The sequence below is a fragment of the Microbacterium sp. AC215 genome, assembly GCF_979258645.1.
Genome location: NZ_OZ409869.1, coordinates 2,986,289 through 3,005,638 on the forward strand (window position 1 = coordinate 2,986,289; position 19,350 = coordinate 3,005,638).

Annotated in this window: 20 protein-coding genes; 9 read left to right on the forward strand and 11 right to left on the reverse strand. The window is 65.6% G+C overall.

The features are described from left to right. Positions 1 to 76: 76 nt before the first annotated feature. Positions 77 to 676 carry a TetR/AcrR family transcriptional regulator gene (locus ACZZZF_RS14460; protein ID WP_463499118.1) on the forward strand — a complete coding sequence of 200 codons (600 nt, stop codon included), beginning with the start codon at positions 77 to 79 and terminating at the stop codon, positions 674 to 676. 25 nt (positions 677 to 701) lie between these two features. Here the strand turns inward: ACZZZF_RS14460 and ACZZZF_RS14465 are convergent, their stop codons facing one another. Continuing rightward, complete coding sequence (locus ACZZZF_RS14465; protein WP_463499121.1) at positions 702 to 1,448, reverse strand: sulfite exporter TauE/SafE family protein; 747 nt, start codon at positions 1,446 to 1,448, stop codon at positions 702 to 704. A gap of 312 nt (positions 1,449 to 1,760) precedes the next feature. Between ACZZZF_RS14465 and ACZZZF_RS14470 the strand changes: the two genes are divergently transcribed. After that, positions 1,761 to 2,789, forward strand: coding sequence for a PDR/VanB family oxidoreductase (locus tag ACZZZF_RS14470; RefSeq protein ID WP_463499124.1), 1,029 nt, complete (start codon positions 1,761 to 1,763; stop codon positions 2,787 to 2,789). A 71-nt stretch (positions 2,790 to 2,860) separates the two neighbouring features. Next, positions 2,861 to 3,703: an SDR family oxidoreductase gene (locus tag ACZZZF_RS14475; RefSeq protein WP_311258510.1), complete on the forward strand. Its 843-nt coding sequence runs from the start codon at positions 2,861 to 2,863 to the stop codon at positions 3,701 to 3,703. 55 nt (positions 3,704 to 3,758) lie between these two features. Here the strand turns inward: ACZZZF_RS14475 and ACZZZF_RS14480 are convergent, their stop codons facing one another. Continuing rightward, the gene (locus tag ACZZZF_RS14480; RefSeq protein WP_463499127.1) at positions 3,759 to 5,183 is read right to left on the reverse strand and encodes a PepSY-associated TM helix domain-containing protein; all 1,425 of its coding nucleotides are present in this window, start codon (positions 5,181 to 5,183) and stop codon (positions 3,759 to 3,761) included. 60 nt (positions 5,184 to 5,243) lie between these two features. Between ACZZZF_RS14480 and ACZZZF_RS14485 the strand changes: the two genes are divergently transcribed. Next, positions 5,244 to 5,846 carry a DUF5134 domain-containing protein gene (locus ACZZZF_RS14485; RefSeq protein ID WP_463499130.1) on the forward strand — a complete coding sequence of 201 codons (603 nt, stop codon included), beginning with the start codon at positions 5,244 to 5,246 and terminating at the stop codon, positions 5,844 to 5,846. A gap of 67 nt (positions 5,847 to 5,913) precedes the next feature. Here the strand turns inward: ACZZZF_RS14485 and ACZZZF_RS14490 are convergent, their stop codons facing one another. Beyond that, positions 5,914 to 6,315 (reverse strand): nuclear transport factor 2 family protein, encoded by a 402-nt coding sequence (locus ACZZZF_RS14490; protein ID WP_463499133.1) that lies wholly within the window; start codon positions 6,313 to 6,315, stop codon positions 5,914 to 5,916. 87 nt (positions 6,316 to 6,402) lie between these two features. Between ACZZZF_RS14490 and ACZZZF_RS14495 the strand changes: the two genes are divergently transcribed. Continuing rightward, positions 6,403 to 6,765, forward strand: coding sequence for a winged helix-turn-helix transcriptional regulator (locus ACZZZF_RS14495; RefSeq protein ID WP_311258514.1), 363 nt, complete (start codon positions 6,403 to 6,405; stop codon positions 6,763 to 6,765). A 9-nt stretch (positions 6,766 to 6,774) separates the two neighbouring features. On the opposite strand, the gene ACZZZF_RS14500 is transcribed toward ACZZZF_RS14495, so the two are convergent. From ACZZZF_RS14500 to ACZZZF_RS14510, 3 genes are read right to left on the reverse strand one after another with little or no spacing between them, the layout of a single operon-like run. Beyond that, entirely contained in the window at positions 6,775 to 9,024 is a 2,250-nt protein-coding gene (locus ACZZZF_RS14500; protein WP_463499136.1) for a heavy metal translocating P-type ATPase, read from the reverse strand. Next, the gene (locus ACZZZF_RS14505) at positions 9,021 to 11,078 is read right to left on the reverse strand and encodes a cytochrome c oxidase assembly protein (protein WP_463499138.1); all 2,058 of its coding nucleotides are present in this window, start codon (positions 11,076 to 11,078) and stop codon (positions 9,021 to 9,023) included. Before ACZZZF_RS14505 ends, ACZZZF_RS14500 begins: the two co-directional genes overlap by 4 nt. Continuing rightward, positions 11,071 to 11,298, reverse strand: coding sequence for a heavy-metal-associated domain-containing protein (locus ACZZZF_RS14510; protein WP_463499141.1), 228 nt, complete (start codon positions 11,296 to 11,298; stop codon positions 11,071 to 11,073). The genes ACZZZF_RS14505 and ACZZZF_RS14510 overlap by 8 nt, the downstream gene beginning before the upstream one ends. Positions 11,299 to 11,481: 183 nt before the next feature. Here ACZZZF_RS14510 and ACZZZF_RS14515 point away from each other — a divergent pair, with 183 nt between their 5' ends. Next, on the forward strand, positions 11,482 to 11,697 hold the full coding sequence (locus ACZZZF_RS14515; RefSeq protein ID WP_463499144.1) for a hypothetical protein: 216 nt from the start codon (positions 11,482 to 11,484) through the stop codon (positions 11,695 to 11,697). Positions 11,698 to 11,736: 39 nt separating this feature from the next. Here ACZZZF_RS14515 and ACZZZF_RS14520 read toward each other — a convergent pair whose 3' ends face one another. From ACZZZF_RS14520 to ACZZZF_RS14530, 3 genes are all read right to left on the reverse strand, one after another. Then, a complete protein-coding gene (locus tag ACZZZF_RS14520) occupies positions 11,737 to 12,561 on the reverse strand; it encodes a M56 family metallopeptidase (protein ID WP_463499147.1) in 825 nt (274 codons plus the stop codon). Positions 12,562 to 12,564: 3 nt separating this feature from the next. After that, on the reverse strand, positions 12,565 to 12,942 hold the full coding sequence (locus ACZZZF_RS14525; protein ID WP_463499150.1) for a BlaI/MecI/CopY family transcriptional regulator: 378 nt from the start codon (positions 12,940 to 12,942) through the stop codon (positions 12,565 to 12,567). Positions 12,943 to 13,009: 67 nt separating this feature from the next. Beyond that, positions 13,010 to 14,236 carry a TetR/AcrR family transcriptional regulator gene (locus ACZZZF_RS14530; protein WP_463499153.1) on the reverse strand — a complete coding sequence of 409 codons (1,227 nt, stop codon included), beginning with the start codon at positions 14,234 to 14,236 and terminating at the stop codon, positions 13,010 to 13,012. Positions 14,237 to 14,356: 120 nt separating this feature from the next. Between ACZZZF_RS14530 and ACZZZF_RS14535 the strand changes: the two genes are divergently transcribed. After that, complete coding sequence (locus ACZZZF_RS14535) at positions 14,357 to 15,634, forward strand: MFS transporter (protein WP_463499156.1); 1,278 nt, start codon at positions 14,357 to 14,359, stop codon at positions 15,632 to 15,634. Between the two features lie 9 nt (positions 15,635 to 15,643). Continuing rightward, the gene (locus ACZZZF_RS14540) at positions 15,644 to 17,434 is read left to right on the forward strand and encodes a glycoside hydrolase family 3 protein (protein ID WP_463499159.1); all 1,791 of its coding nucleotides are present in this window, start codon (positions 15,644 to 15,646) and stop codon (positions 17,432 to 17,434) included. A gap of 37 nt (positions 17,435 to 17,471) precedes the next feature. Here the strand turns inward: ACZZZF_RS14540 and ACZZZF_RS14545 are convergent, their stop codons facing one another. Next, positions 17,472 to 18,401, reverse strand: coding sequence for an AEC family transporter (locus ACZZZF_RS14545; RefSeq protein ID WP_463499161.1), 930 nt, complete (start codon positions 18,399 to 18,401; stop codon positions 17,472 to 17,474). 46 nt (positions 18,402 to 18,447) lie between these two features. Here ACZZZF_RS14545 and ACZZZF_RS14550 point away from each other — a divergent pair, with 46 nt between their 5' ends. Further along, positions 18,448 to 18,954, forward strand: a complete 507-nt coding sequence (locus tag ACZZZF_RS14550; RefSeq protein ID WP_463499164.1) for a CGNR zinc finger domain-containing protein — start codon at positions 18,448 to 18,450, stop codon at positions 18,952 to 18,954. Here the strand turns inward: ACZZZF_RS14550 and ACZZZF_RS14555 are convergent. Further along, positions 18,941 to 19,309 carry a winged helix-turn-helix transcriptional regulator gene (locus ACZZZF_RS14555; protein WP_463499166.1) on the reverse strand — a complete coding sequence of 123 codons (369 nt, stop codon included), beginning with the start codon at positions 19,307 to 19,309 and terminating at the stop codon, positions 18,941 to 18,943. The genes ACZZZF_RS14550 and ACZZZF_RS14555 overlap by 14 nt on opposite strands. Positions 19,310 to 19,350: the final 41 nt, after the last annotated feature.

The window sequence follows — 19,350 nt, forward strand, 5'->3', positions numbered from 1 at the left end:
TCGGTTTCGATCCCCGTCGAGAGAGGCATCCTTGTCCTTCCCCCCGAGATACGCGCCTGACACCCGCAAGCGTCGTGTGAGACGATCTGCCGCGGAGACGCAGCAGCAGATCGTCGGCACCGCTGTGGAACAGATCGCCGAGGTCGGTTTTCATAAGATGTCGATCGCGGATGTCGCGGCCGCCAGCGGAATCTCCCAGTCGGGTCTGCTGCATCACTTCCCCTCGAAGGTCGCATTGCTGGCAGCGATTCTGGAGCAGCGGGAGCGGGACGACAATGCATTCCTGTTCGGCGACGGCACGGTTCCGCTCGGGTGGGACGCGTTCGAGGCTCTCGTGCCTCTGACGGCCCGCAACTCGACCCGCCCGGAGTGGGTGGGGGTGTTCGTCCGCGTTTCGGCGGAGGCCACCGAGCCCGACCATCCGGCAAATGAATGGCTGCGAGATCACTACGCCAGTGCACGAGCGTGGTTGGGTGACGCCGTGGAACAGGGGAAGGAATCGGGTGTGATCCGCGCGGATGCCCCGACGGAGCTGCTGGTCGGAAACACGATCGCGGTGCTCGACGGCATCCAACAGCAATGGTTGGTCGACCGGCGAATCGACATGGTGAGTCAGGTATCCGCTCACATCGCCGGTCTCCGAGTGTGCTGGGAGACCGGTCCTTCGCCTTCTTGACGGCGCTGAACTGCGCATTCGCCGGTTAGGGCAGAAGCACCTGCGCCACCGTGATGGCGGCGACTGTCAGGACCATGATCGCGAAGGCCTTCTGCAGGAACACGTTGCTCATGCGCTTCGCGAGCAGCGCTGTCCCGAACGATGCCACCATCGAGGGTACGACGAAGGCGATGATCAGCCCCCAGTCAAGGTTCGACACCCCCGCGTGCGCCGCGATGCCGGCCAATGAGTTGATCATGGCGACGACCAGTGAGGTGCCGATCGCCAGCCTCATGGACATTCCGAGCAGGAAGACCAGAGCGGGGACGGTGATGAAGCCGCCGCCGATGCCGAGCAGTCCGGTCAGGAACCCCACGAGCAGCCCGACAGCGATTCCCCGCAGGGCCCAGAGCTTCGGTCGGCGGTCGTTGCCTGTGGCGCGAGGCCGCCCGCGGAGCATCTGTACGCCGGAGGCTACCATCAGAAGGGCGAAGATCAGCAGGAGCATCTCCTCCGAGATGAGCCGGCCGACGAGCGTGCCGCCGAATGCCGCCACCACGCCCGCGCCGGCGACAGGTAGCACCATCTTCCAGTCCACGCCGCCGCGCAGGCGCGGGACCAATGCGGCCAGAGGGCCGATCGCTCCCACGACGAGAGAGGTCGATATCGCTGAGGAGACGGGCAGCCCCACGAGGTAGACCAGGGCGGGGACGGTCAGAATTCCGCCACCAGCCCCCAGCAATCCGGTGAGTGCCCCGATGACCACTCCGAGAGCGATGATCACGATGAGCACTGGGGTCTCCTTCTGTCAGGCGTCTCGACAGCCGAGGTGACAGCGTCGCGGCGTCGCGTGGAAGCCACTGTAACATACAGACCGTGCGCACGGTCTGTATCGGGGTCACTTATCGCCGCCGATACATGGCGCGGAGTCGCGCCGATCGCGTGTGCGAATGTAAAGCTACATGTTGTAGAGTTAAGATGCACGAAAACTGAACAGACTACGGCGGGCCATGGTCGTCACCAGGGCTCGCCGTCGTCGTCTGTTCGTGCAGAGCGCGGACCGCGGGCACCCCGCACGTGGCCGCTCACATGAGAGGAGCGGAAGATGGGGCTTCTGGGCGCGGTGCGCAGGCGGAATCGGCAGGATGCGGTGGCGGGGAGCCGATCGCGGTCCTCGCGCCTCGAAGTGGTCGTGTCCCAGCGGACGGTCGTCTCCGACCGTGCAGTGCTGCTTCACCTTCGGTTCATGCGGACCGATGCCATGATCACGATCGAGCCGGGCTCTCATGTCGACCTCCACCTGACGGGAACGCTGATCCGTCAATACTCTCTCGTCGACGCGTCGCCTGAAGAGGGAGTCATCTCGGTGTGCGTGCAGAAGGAGGATCTAGGGCGCGGCGCATCACGTCACGTGCATGACAATGTGGGCGTCGGCGATCGGCTGCACATCTCTCCGCCGCGCAACACCTTCGCATTGAAGTCCGGAGCGTCGAGATCACTTCTGCTCGCGGGCGGAGTCGGAATCACTCCGCTTGTGTCGATGGCCGAGTCGCTGCATCGCAGCGCGAGTGCCTTCGAGCTGCACGCGTACGCCCCACGTGCTGCTTCCCTCCCGCTGCTCGAGCAGCTGCGGTCGGGCTCGTTCGCAGCATCGGTTTTCCCGCACTTCAGTGATGAGGGTGACTCCTTCCGTGAGAGTGGGCCGCGCGGCCTCCTCGAGCCGACGGCCGACGGCATGATCTACGCGTGCGGGCCGGAGGGGTTCATCGCGCTCGCGCGAGAGCGGGCACTGGAGTATGGGTGGCGCGACGACCAGTTCGTCACGGAGCGCTTCTCCTCGGCAGCGCCGCCTCGCTCTTCTGCGGATGGGGCGTTCACCGTGGTCGCCGCATCGACCGGACAAGCAATGAGGGTGGAGGGCACCGAGTCGATCGCTTCCGTGCTCGAGCGCCACGGGTATGAGACGTACCGCAGCTGTGGGCAGGGGGTCTGCGGATCATGCATCGTGCCGGTGCTGGCGGGTGTGCCCGATCACCGGGACCACGTGCAGAGCGAGCGGGAACACGCCACGCACTCTCAGATCAACGTGTGCTGTTCGCGTTCACTCACCGCCGAGCTGACGCTCGACATCTAAGTGATCAGGGTCGGTCCAAACTCCATTAATGCAGTTGACATAACCGATGCATCGTATGCACTAATGGGAACATGACAATCATCGTTCACGGCGCCACCGGCGCTCAAGGTTCCCCTGTTCTTGCTGCTCTGCTCGCGGCGGGACACACCCCGACGGCTGCAGTGCGCGACAGTGCCAAGGCGACCGCACCTGCAATCTCCATTGACAACACCTCTGTGGAGTCGCTGGTGCAGGCCTACACCGGTGCGGACGCGGTCTTCGTTCACCTGCCGCTCGCCAGCCCCGACCAGCAACTCGCTTACGCCCAGGCGATCGGTGAGGCTGTCTCTCAGGCGCGTCCTGGTCGAGTGGTGTTCTCGACCAGCGGCTATCCCACCGAGCTTCCCGACGGAACGCTGACGGCGCACGGCGTGCTCGCGGCGGCCCTGGCGGAGTCGGGTGTCTCGTACGCGGTCATCGCTCCCCGTATCTTCCTGGAGAACCTCCTGCTGCCGGTCACGCTGGGCCCGGCTCGGGAAGACGGAGCGCTGCACTACCCGATTCGCGATGACTACCCCGTCTCTTGGGTGTCGCACCTCGATATGGCCGACATCGCCGTCGCACTGCTGACGGACGACTCGGTCACGGGTGTTGTCACTGCCGGCGCGCTTCCTCCTCAGCTCGGAGCAGATCTCGCCGAGGGCTTTGCTCGGTACTTCGACAAGCCCGTCGTGTTCGAGGCACAGGAGCCCGAGGCTTACGGCGAACTGATCATCCCGATGTTCGGGGCGGATGCTGCGCGCCCCGTGGTCGACTCGTACCACTTCCGGTGGACCCAGCCCGGAGAGGTGATCGACGAAGAGCGCTCCGCGCAGAAGCTTCTCGGCATCACTCCGCGGACCGTCGAGGCCTGGTTGCGAGACCTCGCCGTCTGATCGCTGTGACTGCACGGATGGTCTCGGTCGCTGTGGCAACCGAGACCATCCCCGTTCACACGGCGTTGAAGAACTTCCGCCAGGCGGGGATACGCCGGATCAGCAGCTGATCTACGGCCAGGATCACCAGCACGGACAGCCCGAACATGGGCAGGAAGACCCCCAGGGCGACCACGCTGACGAGCAGTGCGATGTTCCCGAACAGGGGCAGACGCGCGCGCGGCGCTGCCATGCCGCTCGCGGTGCCGCGGCGACGCCACCACATGATGGGTGCGGAGATGCACATGAAGATCACGGCAAGGCAGAAGAGCGTCGTCAGGATCGTGTTGATGGGGCCGAAATGCCGCCCTTCGTGGATCGCGATTCCGTGCGAGACGACCTGGGCGAGCGGGCTGTAGTCGTCGTAGCCGTATTGCGCGACGACCTCGCCGGAGTACTGATCGACGTGCACCGTCTGCTCGAGGGTGACATCGGACTCCGCGGGGTTGCCCTGCTGGTACCACTGGCTGCTCATCACGCTGAACACCCCAGTCTCGTCCACGGGGTAGATCACGTAGTAGGGGCTCGGCGCGCCCTCGGCCTCGGCGGCAGCGATGGCGGCGTCGATCGAGACGCCTGCACCCTCTCCGTCGCTTTGCCCGGTCGGCCCCATGCCCACCGCCCAGCCGGCGGGGGCGTTGGATCCGTCGGTCTGTTCGATCAGGTCCTTCATCGTCGACTCAGCCCCGGGGTCGGCGCCCCACAGCGAGGACCCGCCGGTTGCTGCGACCTTTTCGGACACGCTGCCCCACAGGCCGGTCCAGGGGAGTCCGGAGATGACGAGCATCAGGATTCCGAGGCCGACCGGAAGGCCGACGAGCGCATGCGCACTGCGCAGCCTCGCACCCTTCAGCTTCTTCTGCGCGGCCAGCTTTCGCGGCTTGCGCCCCAGGAAGAAGATCAGGAATCCGGTGATCGTCAGCACGATGGCCCAGCTGGCACCGAGCTCCATCAGCCGATCGCCGAAGTCTCCTGCAAGGAGATTCCCGTGGATTCGGATGAAGACGTCCGAGATGAGTTGATCGTCAGTCAGCGACCCGGTGACCACGGCCCGGTACGGGTCGACGTAGACATTCTGGGTGGTACCGTCGGGGAGCTCGGTGACGAAGACCGTCGAGCGGTCACCGAGACTGTCGAACAGTGAGACGACCGATCGGTCGGGGAACTCCTGCGCAACCGCCTCCTGCTGGGCGGACAGAGGCAGTCGTTCCGCGCCGTCCGGAACGGCGACCGTGATGACGCCCGGGTGCATCGCCGCGTCGATCTGCGCGCGGAACAGGTACGTCATGCCCGTCACGGCGAGCACGAAGAGGACGGGGATGACCAGGAGTGCTCCGTAGAAGTGCCAGCGCCAGAATGCGCCGAACCAGTTGATCCTTCTGGGGCGAGCACGCCCTGTCTTCTCTGGTGCACCGGTCGACTCGAAGTCGATCGTGGTCATCGTCGGGCCTTTCACTGGGCGGAATCAGATATCTACATAATGTAGTACTAAACTGAAGCCGTGATCGCCGCACCCTGGAACATCCTCCTCACTCTGCTCTTCGTGATGACCGCCATCATCTGTTTCTGGGGACTCGCCGCACGCTCGCGCACGCGGTCGGAGGGTTCCGCACTGACGGACACGGACCTGATCGACATCACGCACGGCATCATGAGCGTCGCGATGATCGTCATGACCTGGTGGACAGTATGGGATGCAGTAACCTGGGCGCAGGTGGCCATCTTCGCCATCCTGGCGTTGGCCCTGGTGCCCTCTTTCCGTGGGGCGAACGGAGCGCAGGCGGTCGACCTCGTCGGCCACATCGTGCTCGACGCTGCGATGATCTGGATGCTCGCCGCGATGCCCCTGCTCATGGCCGGGATGGACATGTCTGACGATGCCGGTGGGGCTCATGCGGAGCACCACGGCGGTGGCGGATTCGCCCTTGAGCCGACGCCTGTGTGGGCGGACGCTGTCAATGGGATGTTCATCGCCTTGTGCGTCGCCGCCACGGTGTGGTGGGTCTGGCGCCTGTTTCGGTCGTCGCATCATCGCATTCACTCTGTCTGTCACATCGCGATGGCGGCGGGCATGGGGTGGATGCTGGTGCTGATGAACGGCTGACTGCGCGGCGAAGTCACGCGTGCGGGTGAGGCGGGAGTCCGGCCTCACCCGCACGCGTGACTGTCGATCAGCTCTGGCCCCAGAAGGCGTCTTCGCTGGTGCCGTCTTCGGAGAACAGGTGGACTGCGACGATCTTGCCGTCGCGAACCGTGAGCAGGTCGACGCCGGCCATGTCCATCGAGGTGCCCGTGCGGGTGCCCGAGAATCGCACGGGAAGCGCGACCATCTCGCCGTTGACCATCGCCGGACCGGTGACGACGAGGGCGAAGCTTCCTTCGCTCGCCTCCATCATGCCGCCGAGGAGGGCGCCGACGCCGTCGATGCCCGTGTGCTGGCCGGAGAACTGGTGGCCGCCGGGCTGGTACCAGACGACGTCGGGGCTGAACTGCGCCATCACGGTGGGAATGTCACCCTTGGCGAGCGCGTCGAAGTACGTGGTGGCGATGCCGGCGGGGGTGGTGTCAGTCATGATTCTCTCCTTGGATGAGTGGTACGTCACCATGGTTACATATGGTAACCTGTTACCTCAACGTAACTAAGGGAGTGGGTTTCCGAAATGGCTGATCCTGTCTGGAACGTGATGCTGGCGACGTGTCCATCGCGCACATCGTTGGCACGGGTGGCCAACAAGTGGACAGCCATGATCGTGATCGCTCTGAGTGACGGGCCGGCGCGGTTCGGAACGATCCGAGATCGCGTCGGCGGCATCAGCGCGAAGGTGCTCGCGGAGACGCTTCGCGATCTGGAGCGCGATGGTCTTCTGACGCGCACGGCCTACGACGAGATGCCGCCCCGTGTCGAGTACGCGCTGACGCCGCTCGGGCTCACGCTGCGCGAGCCGTTGACCGCGCTGGGATTGTGGGCGGAGAGTCACATCGAAGAGGTGCTCGTGGCGCGAGAGGCGTACGACCTGCGTTAGTCAGGGGAGTCAGCGCGAGCCGCGCACCTTCTGGATACGGAGGCTGTTGTAGACGACGAACACCGAGGACAGCGACATCGCGGCGGCGGCGATCAGAGGGTTGAGCAGGCCCGCGGCGGCGATAGGAATCGCCGCGACGTTGTAACCGAACGCCCAGACGAGGTTCATCTTGATCGTCCGCAGCGTTTTGCGCGAGATCGCGATCGCGTCGGGAATGACGAGCAGGTCATCCCGGACCAGGATGATGTCGGCCGCTTTGAGGGCGATGTCCGTGCCGGTGACGATCGCGAGGCCGAGGTCGGCGGTGGCCAGTGCGACCGCGTCGTTGACGCCGTCGCCGACCATCGCGACGCGCTTGCCCTGAGCCTGCAGTGTCGAGATCACGTCCGCCTTCTGCGCCGGAAGCACCCCGGCGTGGACCCCATCAACGCCGAGCTCGGCAGCGATGCGCGCCGCAGCCGCCGGAGAGTCGCCGGTGAGCAGCAGGATCTCCAGCCCCTGCTCGCGGAGAGCCTTGACAGCGTCAGCCGCGCGAGGCTTGAGGGAATCCGACAGCGCGAGCACGCCGATCACGACATCGTCAGCGGCGACGAGCACGGTCGTGTGGCCATCGTTCTCGAAACGTTCGACGGCCGCGCGGGCCTCGGCCGGGAAGCGCACCGCCTCGCTTTCGATCAGTGAGACGTTGCCGATGACGACACGGGTGCCGTCGATCGTGGCGACAGCGCCGAGTCCTGGCTTCGCCGTGAATTCGCTGAGCGGGCGCAGATCGGTCGAGAACGGTGCGGCCGCACGCTCGATGGCGCGTGCGATCGCGTGCTCCGAGCCGCGTTCGGCGGAGGCGGCGAGCCTCCACATCTCGTGCGGCTCCACGTCGAACACCGCCGTGTCCTGCACCGTCATCGTGCCGGTGGTGAGTGTGCCCGTCTTGTCGAGAACCACGGTCGTGACCGCGCCTGATGCCTCCAGAGCGTCGTGCCCCTTGATCAGGATGCCGAGCGTCGCAGCGCGCCCGATGCCGACCATCAGCGCGGTGGGGGTAGCGAGTCCGAGCGCACAGGGGCAGGCGATGATCAGCACGCTGATCCCGACGCCGATTGCCTTGTCGTCGGGGGCGCCGCTCAGTGCCCACGCGATCCCGACGACGATGGCGAGTCCGATCACTACGGGAACGAACCAGGTCACCACGCGGTCGACCAGCTTCTGCACATCGGCCTTGCGGGCCTGCGCCTGCTCGGTGAGCGCAGCCATCTGGGCGAGCTGGGTGTGCGCGCCGACTGAGGTCGCCTGCACCTCGAGCCGGCCGTCGGTGCTGATGGTGCCGCCGGTGATGGTGTCTCCGCTGGTGACCGAGATCGGCATCGGCTCGCCCGTCATCATGCTCGCGTCGACGGCTGCGCTGCCGCTCAGGACGACACCATCAGCGGGGACGGTCTCGCCAGGCAGGAGCACGAACACGTCACCGGAGCGCAGCTGGCCGGCCGGCTCCACCGTCTCGACCCCGTCGCGCAGCACTCGCACATGCGTGGCAGCGAGTGCGCTCAGTGCGCCGAGCACGTCTCCGGCCTTCCGGCGGGAGCGTGTCTCGAAGTATCTGCCTGCGAGCTGGAAGGTGGTCATGCCCGCGGCCACATCGAGGTAGATCGAGTCGGCGCCCTCGGGGGTCGAGCCGAAGCCGAGCCAATAGCCCTCCGACCCGGCACCCACGCCGAAGAGCAGTGTCGCCACCGCCCAGCCGAACGACGCCGCGATGCCCAGAGACACCAGGGTGTCCATGCTGACCATGCCGTGACGCAGATTGCGGAAGGTCGCGCGGTGGAACGGCCACGCGGCCCAGGTGACGATCGGCAGTGCGAGCAGCACGCAGACCCACTCCCAGCCGGGGAACCGCCATCCGGGGACGAGGGCCAGGACCAGGGTGATGTCCATCAGCGGGACGGTCAGGAGTGCGGCCACCGCCAGTCGTCGCCGGAGCGAGGAGATCCGGAACTCAGTGGCACGCTGCGACCAGGCATCATCTGATCCGTCTCGCAGATGGGCGCCATAGCCCGCGCTCTCGATCTGCGCGATCGCGCGTGCCGACTCCTCGGTCGAGATGCCGGTCAGCACGGCCCGCTCCGTCGCGTAGTTGACGGTTGCGGTGACGCCGTCGAGCTTGTTCAGAGCGCGTTCGACACGACCGGCGCACGCCGCGCAGGTCATGCCGGAGACGTCGAGCTCGAAGGGGGTTTCGAGTTCTCGCGTAGTCGGGGGGGTCATCTCTGTGGCTCCTTCTCGGGCTGCGGGCCCGGGCGTAGTTCATCGCTCGCTGCGGAGCGGGCGGAGAGCTGGCGCAGCATCTCGTTGTAGGCGTCGAACTCCACATCCCTCCCCGTGTCGAGGTGCCGGTCCTTGCGCCGTGCTTCCTTCGAGTCCTGGCGACCCCATTGGATCAGAAGCACGATGATGACGATCAGGAGCGGGATCTCTCCTCCCGCCCAGGCGACACCGCCCGCGAGATACTGCTGCGCGGGAAGGTCAGCCCACGGGAGCCTGAGGTAGAGGTAGAAATTCTCGGCGATCAGGGTCGTGCTCGTCATCAGGATGATGCCGAAGAACGCGTGGAAGGGCATCGCGGCCAGCGCGTACCCCAGCTTTCCCACATGGGGGAGCGGGCGGGGCGGGCGATCGACCCCGATGATGAGGCTGTAGTACAGATAGCCGACGATCAGGAAGTGGAGATTCATCAACTGATGCGCCCAGTGGAAGCGCATGTAGTCGCCGAAGATCCCCGTGAGGTACAGCCCGTAGTACGAGCCGATGAACACCACAAACACGATCAGGGGGTTGTAGAGGAACTGGAGCACTCGCCAGTGCAGCACCCAAGTGATCCAGTCGTGCGGCCCCACGGGTGATTCGGGCACCGAGCGCGTTGCACGCAGGAGCAGCGTGACGATCCCGCCGAGCACGAGCATGCCGGGTGCCAGCATGTTGAGGCTCATATGGACGATCATGTGGATGCCGAAGTCCGGCGCCGAGTACTTGCCGAAGCCTGAGCTGGTCGCGAAGATGATGATCGCCCAGCCAAGCAGCCACGCGACGGTTCGCCCGGGCGGCCAGTGGTCGCCACGGCGGTGCAGCGCACGTACGGCGAGCAGGTACACGACGATCCCGACCGTCGCGATCGCCAGGAACAGCACGTTCGGTCGCCAATGCCCGAACAGCACCTCGATACTCGGCGCATCTGCGACCTCGAAACCCATGAAGGTCTGCGAGATGGTCGTCGGCACGAAGTACTGCGGCGGGGGTTGCCGGGTCATTGCGGCTGTGGTGCCTACCCAGGCGATGACGCCGAAGGACGCGACGGAGAGGCATGCGACGATATGTTCCGCGCGGACGCGTGCGCGGCGCCAGAGAGCGCGAAGCGCGATCAGAGGGATCGCGACGATGAGAAATGCGGCCCATCGCCCGACGATCAGCCAGCCGGTCAGAGCCCCGAGGAGGGGTGTCCCGGCGAGCTTGAACAAGGTGATGACGACGTCGGACGCGGCGATGACCGGCAGCAGGATCGCCGCCAGGAGAAAGAGGCGCCGAAGGGACTCGGGGTCGATGAACCGACCGGAGCACACCCGAAGCCAGTAGACCGCGACGACGCCGAAGAGCAGATTGACCGCGAGCGATTGGAAGACGGCAGCATCGCCGCCGAAATCGTGATCGGGGCCGACGAGGACCTGCCCCGACACGACCGGAGCGAGCGTGGCGAGGAAAGATGCCCACAGCGGGATCAGCATTCCCGTCCAGCGATCGACGAAGAACGACGCGAACAGGACGATGAGTGCCCCTCCGAGGCTGATCGTCCACGCGATGGGGGCAGTGCTCGCCTCGAACAGGAACGCGAGTGCTCCCGGCTCGAGGATGCGCTCGAGCTGCGCACCACTAGCATCGAAGGACTCGAACACGGCCAGGCCCGCGGCGCTCGCCGCCCAGATCGATGCAGTGACTCGGAGAGCGCGGAGTTCGAAGCCGTACTCGAAGCGCATCGCGCGTTTCGCGGGCGTGGCGCGCAAGAACAGCAGGTAGGCGAGGATGCCCATGCTCAGCAGAATCCCGGCGTCCGCCGCCACTAAGAGCGCGGTGGTCACTACCCCGACATCAAGGCCGGGGAACGACTGGAAGAGCTTCTTGTAGGGCGCCTCCCCGAGTGCGACAGTGATGCCGACGGGCAGACCTATCCCGAAGATGGCAGCGACGATGCCGCCCCCGATCAGGAGGCGACGGGACGGGCGCAGTAGAGCGGGATCGCTGGGGGCCTTCGAGGCAGAATCTTCACGCATCGTGGCGTACAGGCCACGAACCCACTTTGTACCCGGCCTCACCGACCGCGGCTTCCCAGGAACTCCGGTCCACCGGGAGATCGTGGGTGACACTCACGCGTCCGGTCGTCGCATCCGCGACGACGTTCTGGACACCGGGAAGTTGGGACAGTTCTGATCCCACCGCGTGCTCGCAGTGCTCGCACGTCATTCCGGTGACCTCGAATGTGAACTCCGACATTTCCACTCCACTCTTTACTGCATTCAAGTCTACATCCTGTAGTTTTATCAGCGCGCCGCGATGGCGGGGATAACTACCGGATGTAGCGTTAACACTACCTGCTTCGGATCTCGATGAGGCCCGTATCGCCGATCTCCTGAGAGGCGGAATCGAAGAGGTGAGTCAGATGACGGAGTCGCGAAAGTGAGCATGATCTCCGCCGTCATGCTGCTGGTGGCGCTCCTGGTGCTGATCCTGGTCATCGGACTCACTGCGCCCCCGAGGGATGAGGATGACCGCCCGTCCACTCTCGCTGAGGAATGGGATGCGACGAGATTCCTCTTCCATCGGATCCGTCGACGGGCGCGCGCGGCGTGGTCATGGGTGATCCGTGCGTGCGGCTGGAAGCCTCGGGCCTGAACAGCCACGATGCGAGAGCAGGTGCGATCCAGAGCCGCCTCACGCCGAGGAATCGCTGGCGAAGGCAGCGGGGGGCCGTCGACGCTTGACGGCGCCCGGCCATCGTTTGTCCACGAGCCTCTCGGCGCGAAGCTCCAGACCGACATCGTTCGATGCTGCAGCGAGCGTTGAGAGAGCGTTCGCCAGATGCGCGGGTCCGGCGAGGCGCGCTGCCTGGTCGTCCGCAGCCAGTTCGACGAGAAGCGTGGTGGCTCTTCGCAGCGCGCGCGCGGAGTGTGTTCGCGGGAGGCAGAGAGCGTTGATCCGAGCGATTCGCGTGGCCCACGCATGGTGTTGCCTCAGGTGCGCGTACTCATGAGCGAGGACGGCTTGCAACTGAGCGGAGGGGAGCAGCGACTCCATGCCCGTCGACAGCAGGATCTCGGACGGTCTGCCTGATGCGGCGAAGGCGATCGGCTGATCCGATTCGAACCGGACCAGGGTGAACCCGCGTCGCTGTTCGCGGCTGATGGCGATCGGTGCCAGCGAATGCAGCGCCCCTGTCTCGGAGGAGAGGACCGGCTCGGCGGACACGGCGACGAAAGCGGCGATCGCGCCGAAGGCGCCCAAGCCGGCCCAGCCGAGGATCGTCATCAACAGCGTTTCTGAACCGGTCGGGGTATGCGAGGCGACGACGGCGCCGGCGACGCCGATGATCAGCCCGGCGAGGGCCAGTGCGATGCCGGTGAAGAACGCCCCGAACCACACCGAGAGCGCGGTACGCGGGTGTAGAAGTTGCCAGCGTCCCACGGTGAGCAGAAGGGGTGCGAGGAGGGCGACCGTGATCGATGCGATGCCGCAGGCCAGCACAACCCAGAAGAGCATCTGCTAGCGCTTCGAGGACTTCCGACCGAACGCGGATTTCAGCAGCGCGACGTCGTCGTCGTCAAGCGTTCCGGCGAAGGCGAGCAGTGCCGCGTGGCGGTCTCCTGCCCGATCCAAGGCGGAGAGCATCGAATCGCTCGTGAACTCTTCTCCCGAGCGCGCGGCCTGAAAGCGCACCTTCCGGGGGGAGTCTCCCGAGCGGACGACCTGCCCCTTCTTCTCCAAGCGGGTGAGCGCCGTGAGAAGGGTCGTGTACGCGGGCACCTGTCCGGTGAAAAGCTCCTGCAGGTCGCGCGCGCTCATGGGATCCACGTGCTGCCAGAGCAGCCGCATGACCTCGCCCTCGAGCTCGCCTCGCTCTCGAGTTCTCTCTCCGGCCATGGCTCCTCCGTGCGACTGGGGTATGAGGTCCGAATCGGATTACTCTACAAACCTGGTAGCTACTGTATTACACCTTGGAGGATGTGCGCTCATCCGGCGCGTGAGGTTCGTCAGGGGTTGAGCTCTTCGTGGCCGGAGCGATTCCCAGGGATGTCTGGATGTGATGATCCAGCTGTGTGGGGAGATCCATATCGTCAGGACTCAGGATCAGTTGATACTGCAGTCCGTCCCACAGCGCGACGAGCCACACGGCATCGAGCCGTGGATCCGGAGACCCGGAGTCGCTGTTCGCGATGAGGCCCTCGAAGTAGTCGATCGTGCGGGAGTAGCGATCGGTGAAGTAGGCGTGCGCTGGATGGTCGGGGTGAATGGCCTCGGTGGAGAGCACGGCGTACATGTCTACGAGCCCTCGCTCCACGTCCAGATCCCGGCGCGCCTCATCGCCGAGCTCTGCGAGCTCCGTGCGCGCATCCATGTCCCGCTGACCGCGCCGATGAACGAGCTGCTCGTCTCGGTGGCGAAGCACCTCCGCAAGCAGGCCCGCCTTGTGTCCGAAGTGGTGGAGAAGTGTGGACGCGGAGATGCCCACCTCGGATGCGAGCTGCCGGATGGTGGTTCCGTGGTATCCGTTGCGGGCGAAGAGCATGGTGGCGTCTTCGACGATTTCCCGCCGACGGGAGCGACCACGCGCATAGCCGAACTGGTCGGGGATCAGCGATTCCGGGGATGCGGGGGCCGTGCGGGAGGAGGGTGTTGACGGCCGGGCGTGCGATGGATCGAGGCGCGCCTGGACGATTCGAGCGGGATCGAGCGACGGGAAGTATGCCTGCAGTACGAGCAGCCCCTCCCACGCGGCGACGAGCCCTTGAGGGGTCAGCGAGGTCGAGGCGGAACGCTGGATGAGGAGGCTCTCGGTTGACTCGAGGAGCTGCCTGTGGTGGCAGGCCGCGGACGGTGATGGTGAATCGGTCGTCAATGCGAGGCTCAAGAACTGTACGGACATCGAGCGATAGTCCGGGATCTCCAACAGGTTTGCCCAGGAATGGACACCAGTCGACATCTGCAGTCCGGTTTCCGCGCAGAACTCGGCTTCCACCGCTGTCATCAGCGCATCCATCGAGCGGAAGTGGCCGAGGAGCCCGGGGCGCGTGATCTCAGATGCAGCCGCGATGTCCTCGAGTGAGACCTGTGCGCCGCCTCGCGAGCCGATCAGCGCTCTGGCTGAAGCGAGAATCCGCTGTCGCGTCAGCGCGGTCGATGCGGTGCGGGACGAAGCGTGCTCGGAAGATCTCACCGTCTCATGATCGCACGCGCGTTTCATCTACGAATAGATCGGCATTGACTTACAATTTGTTCGAATTTGCGTTACTCTGGTCCGAGCCCACCCCCTTCGGGCGCGACCAAGGAGTCGACGATGACTGAACCCTCCACCACCACGCCTCTCACCCGGTCCCTGCCGGCCGGCCCCGTCTCTCCGGCGTATCTGCCGACGCTGGGTCTCGCCAACTTCGGCGTGTACCTGGCGCTGCTCACACCCGTGTTCGTCTCACTGGCCTTCAAGCTCGAGCACATCACCGCGAACCGCGGCGAGTCGGTCGCCGCGCTCAGCCTCGTCATGGGCGTCGGCACGCTCTTCGCGATCATCTTCAATCCGCTCGTCGGGCGCCTGTCGGACCGCACCATGTCGCGCTTCGGTATGCGACGGCCTTGGCTGATCCTCGGTGCCGTGGTCGGATTCGCGGCTCTCGTGACGATCGGTCTGGCGAGCGAGGTGTGGATGGTGCTCGTGGGATGGTGCGTCGCGCAGGCCGCCCTCAATGGCACGCTGGCAGCGTTGAACGCCACCATCGCGGATCGCATGCCGGTATGGAAGCGCGGCCTCGCGTCAGGAATCATCGGGATCACCACGTCGCTCGGCATCCTGGGCGGAACGTTCGCGGTCAACTTCCTCGACTCGGATCTCTCGCGATTCGCGGTACCCGCGCTCATCGGTCTGGTGTTGACGGTGCTGTTCGCGATGCTGCTGAAGGATGGGGTGCGTCTCACGCCGCCGTCGACGAGCTACGGCTGGAAGGACTTCGCCGGATCCTTCGTCTTCAACCCTCGCAAGAACCCCGACTTCGGTTGGACCTGGCTCACGACATTCCTGGTGATGTTCGGTTACGCCGGTATCGCCACCTATCTGCCGCTCTATCTGACCGACAAGTTCCTCCTGACGGAAGCAGAGGCCATCACGGCCGTCCTGATCTGCAACCTCGCGGCAGTCGGCGCGCAGGCGATCTCCGGGCCGCTCGCGGGTTACCTCTCCGACAAGCTCGGGCGCCGGAAGCCGTTCGTCCTCGCCGCCGGCATCATCATGGTGGCCGGGCTCGTCGTGCTCGCCTTCGCGCCGACCGTCGAGATGGTGATCGTCGGTCAGGGACTGATCGGACTCGGCATCGGGTCCTTCCTCTCGGTCTCGCTCGCCCTGGCGACGCAGGTGCTCCCCGATGTCGAAGACACGGCCAAGGACCTCGGCGTCATCAACATCGCCAATGCGCTGCCGCAGTCCATCGCTCCGGCCATCGCACCGGGAGTCATCGCGCTGGGCGCGGCGACCGCGATCGGCGGCTACTCGTTGTTCTACCTGGTCGGCGCGGCTGCCGCATTGGCGGGCGCAGTTCTCATCTTCCGAGTCAAGGGCACGAAGTAAGGCGCACTCATGGATTCCGACAATCAGAGCATCGACGTACGCTTCCGCGACAGCAGTCTTCCGGTCGAGGAGCGGGTGGAGATCCTCCTCGCCCAGATGACGCTGGAGGAGAAGGCCGGCCTGTTCTTCCACGCCATGATCTCGATGGGGGAGGACGGTGCACTCTCCGATGGTGATGAAGAGTTCGACCTCCCATCGAACGCGGAGTATGTGTCACATCGGCACATGAGTCACTTCAACCTCCTCACCGGAGGGTCGCCGGAGGCGATGGCGCGCTGGAACAATCACATACAAGACCTAGCGCTCACCACGCGGCTCGGGATTCCGGTGACGGTGTCGACCGACCCTCGGAATTCCTACAGCGACAATCCGCTCGCCGGACTTCTCGCCGGGGCGTTCTCCGTGTGGCCGGAAGCCCTGGGGCTCGCCGCGATCCGAGACGAGGGCGTCGTTCGGCAGTTCGCTGACATCGCTCGCCAGGAGTATCTCGCCGTCGGCATCCGTGTTGCTCTGCACCCGCAGATCGATCTCGCCACCGAGCCGCGCTGGGCGCGCCAGCTCGACACTTTCGGTGAAGACGTCGAACTGACGAGTCGGCTCGGTGTCGCGTACATCCAGGGCTTCCAGGGCGAGGCGCTCGGACGGGACTCGGTCGCGACGATGGCCAAGCACTTCCCGGGCGGCGGGCCGCAGAAGGATGGCGAGGACCCGCACTTCGCCTACGGACGCGAGCAGGTGTATCCCGGCGGTCAGTTCGATCTTCACCTGGAGCCGTTCCGTGCGGCGATCGCCGCTGGCGCGTCGCAGATGATGCCTTACTACGGCATGCCGGTCGGCACGGAGTACGAAGAAGTGGGATTCGGGTTCAACCGATCGATCATCACCGAGCTCCTCCGCGAACAGTTGGGCTTCGAGGGCATCGTCTGCACGGATTGGGGCCTGATCAACGACGCCACAGTGGAAGGAGAGCCCTTCCCCGCGCGGGCCTGGGGTGTCGAACACCTGACTCCGACTCAGCGCATGCGCAAGGCCGTCGACGCGGGTGTGGATCAGTTCGGAGGCGAAGCGTGCCCCGAGATGCTGGTCGAGCTGGTCGAGGCGGGCGAAATCTCGGAAGCTCGACTCGATGAGTCTGCGCGCAGGCTCCTCGCCGAGAAGTTCGTGCTCGGTCTCTTCGATGACCCGTACGTCGATCCGGCGGAGGCGGCCCGCGTCGTCGGTGCGCCCGCGTTCATCGCGGCGGGCCTCGCGGCTCAGCGTGCGTCATTGACGCTGCTCACCAACCGCGCCGAGGACGGACGATCCGCTCTGCCTGCCGCGGAGGGACGGCGCTTGTACGTCGAGGGCCTCCCCGAGGATGTCGCTGCGGAGTACGGCACTGTCGTCACCGATCCGCTCGAGGCGGACCTCGCCATCGTGCGCATCCATGCACCGTATGAGAAGCGCTCCACGGCCTTCGAAAACTACTTCCATGCGGGCTCGCTCGCGATGGATGACGAGACCGTGTCGCACATCGCTCAGCTGAGCGCGTCGACAACCACGGTCGTCGATGTCTTCCTCGATCGTCCGGCGATCCTCACCCCGATCCTGGAATCGGCGCATGCGGTCGTCGCCAACTACGGTGCCCACCCGCGCGCGGTGCTCGACGTGCTGTTCGGTCACGATGCGCCGAGGGGTCGCCTCCCCTTCGATCTGCCGTCCAGCATGGCGGCAGTGGAGGCTTCGCGCTCTGATGTGCCATTCGACACGGCTGATCCGCTGCTGCGGTTCGGGCACGGACTGAGCTACGAGGTGCACTGACCCGCCCCCACACGACGACCCTGTCCGCGTGATCGGATCACGCGGACAGGGTGCCAGCGAGAAGAAGCAGGAGCGGGATCGTGGCGACGGCGAGCACGGTCTGGACGCCGATGATGGCCGCCATGAGCCGAGTGTCGCCCCCCATCCGCGATGCAAGGACGGTGGCGCTGGGCGCAGTCGGGACCGCCGTGATGAGAATGATGCTCGTGAGGGTCGCGCCGGTGATTCCGAACGCCAGCGCGATGGACATCGCCGCGAGCGGCAGCGCGAGTAGTTTGAGGAGAACAGCGGTACCGACATCGACCAGGTCTCGCGGGCGGAACGTGAATCGCAGTGCGGCACCCGCGACCATGGTGCCGACGACGAGGGCGGGGGCCGCGATCATCTCGATCGTCGTCTGCAGGAGCGCGGGCGTCGCGATGCCGCCCAGGTTGAGCGCCACTCCGGCCAGGCAGGAGAGGATGAGGGGATTCGATGCGAGGTCCCTCCACAGCGCGAGGCGCCGCCGTCCTGTGTCCCTTCTGCCGAAGAGCGAGAGCGTCGTGACGCAGATCACGTTCACCAGCGGTACGACCACGGCGCTGGCGAGTGCGAATGTCGCCACGCCTTCCTGCCCGTGCAGCGCTGAAGCGAAGACCAGCCCGACGTAGGTGTTGATGCGGATGGAACCCTGCATCAGAGACGTGAGCTGGGGGCCATCCGCCCGGCTGAGGAGCGCCGCGCCGAACGACAGCGCTGCTACTAGCAGTGTGGGAACGCCGACGCTGAGCGCAAGTGGTCCCACGGACACGGCCGTGAGATCTGCGTCGCCGATCGATGTGAGGAAGAGCGCGGGAGTGAAGACCCAGTAGCTCACCCACGACAGTCCCGACCAGAATCCGGCGTCTGTCAGCACACGTCGACGAAGGACCAGGCCGCCCCCGAGGAGCAGGATTATCGGGGCGATCCCCGGGGTGATGACGTCCATCCCCTCAATGTGATGCAATGGGTCAATGCAGTTCAACCATGACAACATGACCGGCCCCCTACTCGCCGCGGATCTCGTGACCCTCGTGCGGCGGGGCTGGGACGTCGGCGCCGCGACCGTAGTCCTGGAGGCCCACGAGATCCGACGGGCAGAGCTGAACGAACGGGGCGGCGAGCAGCTGCGGGAATGGGCGGATCAGATCGTCCCGGTGTTCCTCGCAGCCACCGTCGATGAGCGTTGCGGCACCATCAATCGCCTTCTCACGGCCGGCGCGACGAGTCCGTATCTCACGACGCACGACGGGCTCCGTCCGCACCTGCACTTCGCCCCTGATGCCCAGGATGTCGTCGCACGGGTGCGTGCTGTCACCGCGGGTGGGCTCGCGCTCTTCGTCGTCGAGTCGGAGGGGGCTCGGCTGGGCGCCTGCCTGCGGAATCGCTGCCCTGTCGTGTACGTGGACACCAGTCGCAATGGGCGGCGCTCTTACTGCTCGGCGAAGTGCGGCAACTACGATGCCGTTCGCCGTCACCGGGCCCCGATCAGTCGGCGGTGACCGGAGGCGCCGGCTCCTCATCGAGGCCGAAGAGGCGGGGCGGGACGGTCATCGCCCAGGCGTTCATGGCGTCGAGCACAGGGCGCAGCTGCATCCCCACCGGCGTCAGCTCGTAGACGACGCGAGGAGGGATCTCGGCGTAGGCGGTGCGGGTCACCAACTCGTGCGCTTCGAACTTGCGCAGTCGGCTCGAGAGCGTATGCGCACTGATTCCCGGCAGTGCCGAGAGGAGCTCGTTGAACCGATGCGGCTTCTTCAGAAGCTCGCGCACGATGAGCGTCGCCCAGGGGCCGTCGAGCAGGCTGAGGAACCGCGCGACGCCGCACTCCTGCAACGCGCAATGATCGAATCTCATGGGCTCAGGATACGGCCTTCAGTGCGGGAGATGTACTCGTT

Bases quoted from the DNA above. Each gene is read 5' to 3' on its own strand.
- ACZZZF_RS14470 (WP_463499124.1), top strand. From the start codon at position 1,761: ATGGGGCTTCTGGGCGCGGTGCGCAGGCGGAATCGGCAGGATGCGGTG.
- ACZZZF_RS14475 (WP_311258510.1), top strand. From the start codon at position 2,861: ATGACAATCATCGTTCACGGCGCCACCGGCGCTCAAGGTTCCCCTGTT.
- ACZZZF_RS14480 (WP_463499127.1), bottom strand. From the start codon at position 5,183: ATGACCACGATCGACTTCGAGTCGACCGGTGCACCAGAGAAGACAGGG.
- ACZZZF_RS14490 (WP_463499133.1), bottom strand. From the start codon at position 6,315: ATGACTGACACCACCCCCGCCGGCATCGCCACCACGTACTTCGACGCG.
- ACZZZF_RS14495 (WP_311258514.1), top strand. From the start codon at position 6,403: ATGGCTGATCCTGTCTGGAACGTGATGCTGGCGACGTGTCCATCGCGC.
- ACZZZF_RS14500 (WP_463499136.1), bottom strand. From the start codon at position 9,024: ATGACCCCCCCGACTACGCGAGAACTCGAAACCCCCTTCGAGCTCGAC.
- ACZZZF_RS14505 (WP_463499138.1), bottom strand. From the start codon at position 11,078: ATGCGTGAAGATTCTGCCTCGAAGGCCCCCAGCGATCCCGCTCTACTG.
- ACZZZF_RS14510 (WP_463499141.1), bottom strand. From the start codon at position 11,298: ATGTCGGAGTTCACATTCGAGGTCACCGGAATGACGTGCGAGCACTGC.
- ACZZZF_RS14520 (WP_463499147.1), bottom strand. From the start codon at position 12,561: ATGCTCTTCTGGGTTGTGCTGGCCTGCGGCATCGCATCGATCACGGTC.
- ACZZZF_RS14525 (WP_463499150.1), bottom strand. From the start codon at position 12,942: ATGGCCGGAGAGAGAACTCGAGAGCGAGGCGAGCTCGAGGGCGAGGTC.
- ACZZZF_RS14535 (WP_463499156.1), top strand. From the start codon at position 14,357: ATGACTGAACCCTCCACCACCACGCCTCTCACCCGGTCCCTGCCGGCC.
- ACZZZF_RS14540 (WP_463499159.1), top strand. From the start codon at position 15,644: ATGGATTCCGACAATCAGAGCATCGACGTACGCTTCCGCGACAGCAGT.
- ACZZZF_RS14545 (WP_463499161.1), bottom strand. From the start codon at position 18,401: ATGGACGTCATCACCCCGGGGATCGCCCCGATAATCCTGCTCCTCGGG.
- ACZZZF_RS14550 (WP_463499164.1), top strand. From the start codon at position 18,448: ATGACCGGCCCCCTACTCGCCGCGGATCTCGTGACCCTCGTGCGGCGG.
- ACZZZF_RS14555 (WP_463499166.1), bottom strand. From the start codon at position 19,309: ATGAGATTCGATCATTGCGCGTTGCAGGAGTGCGGCGTCGCGCGGTTC.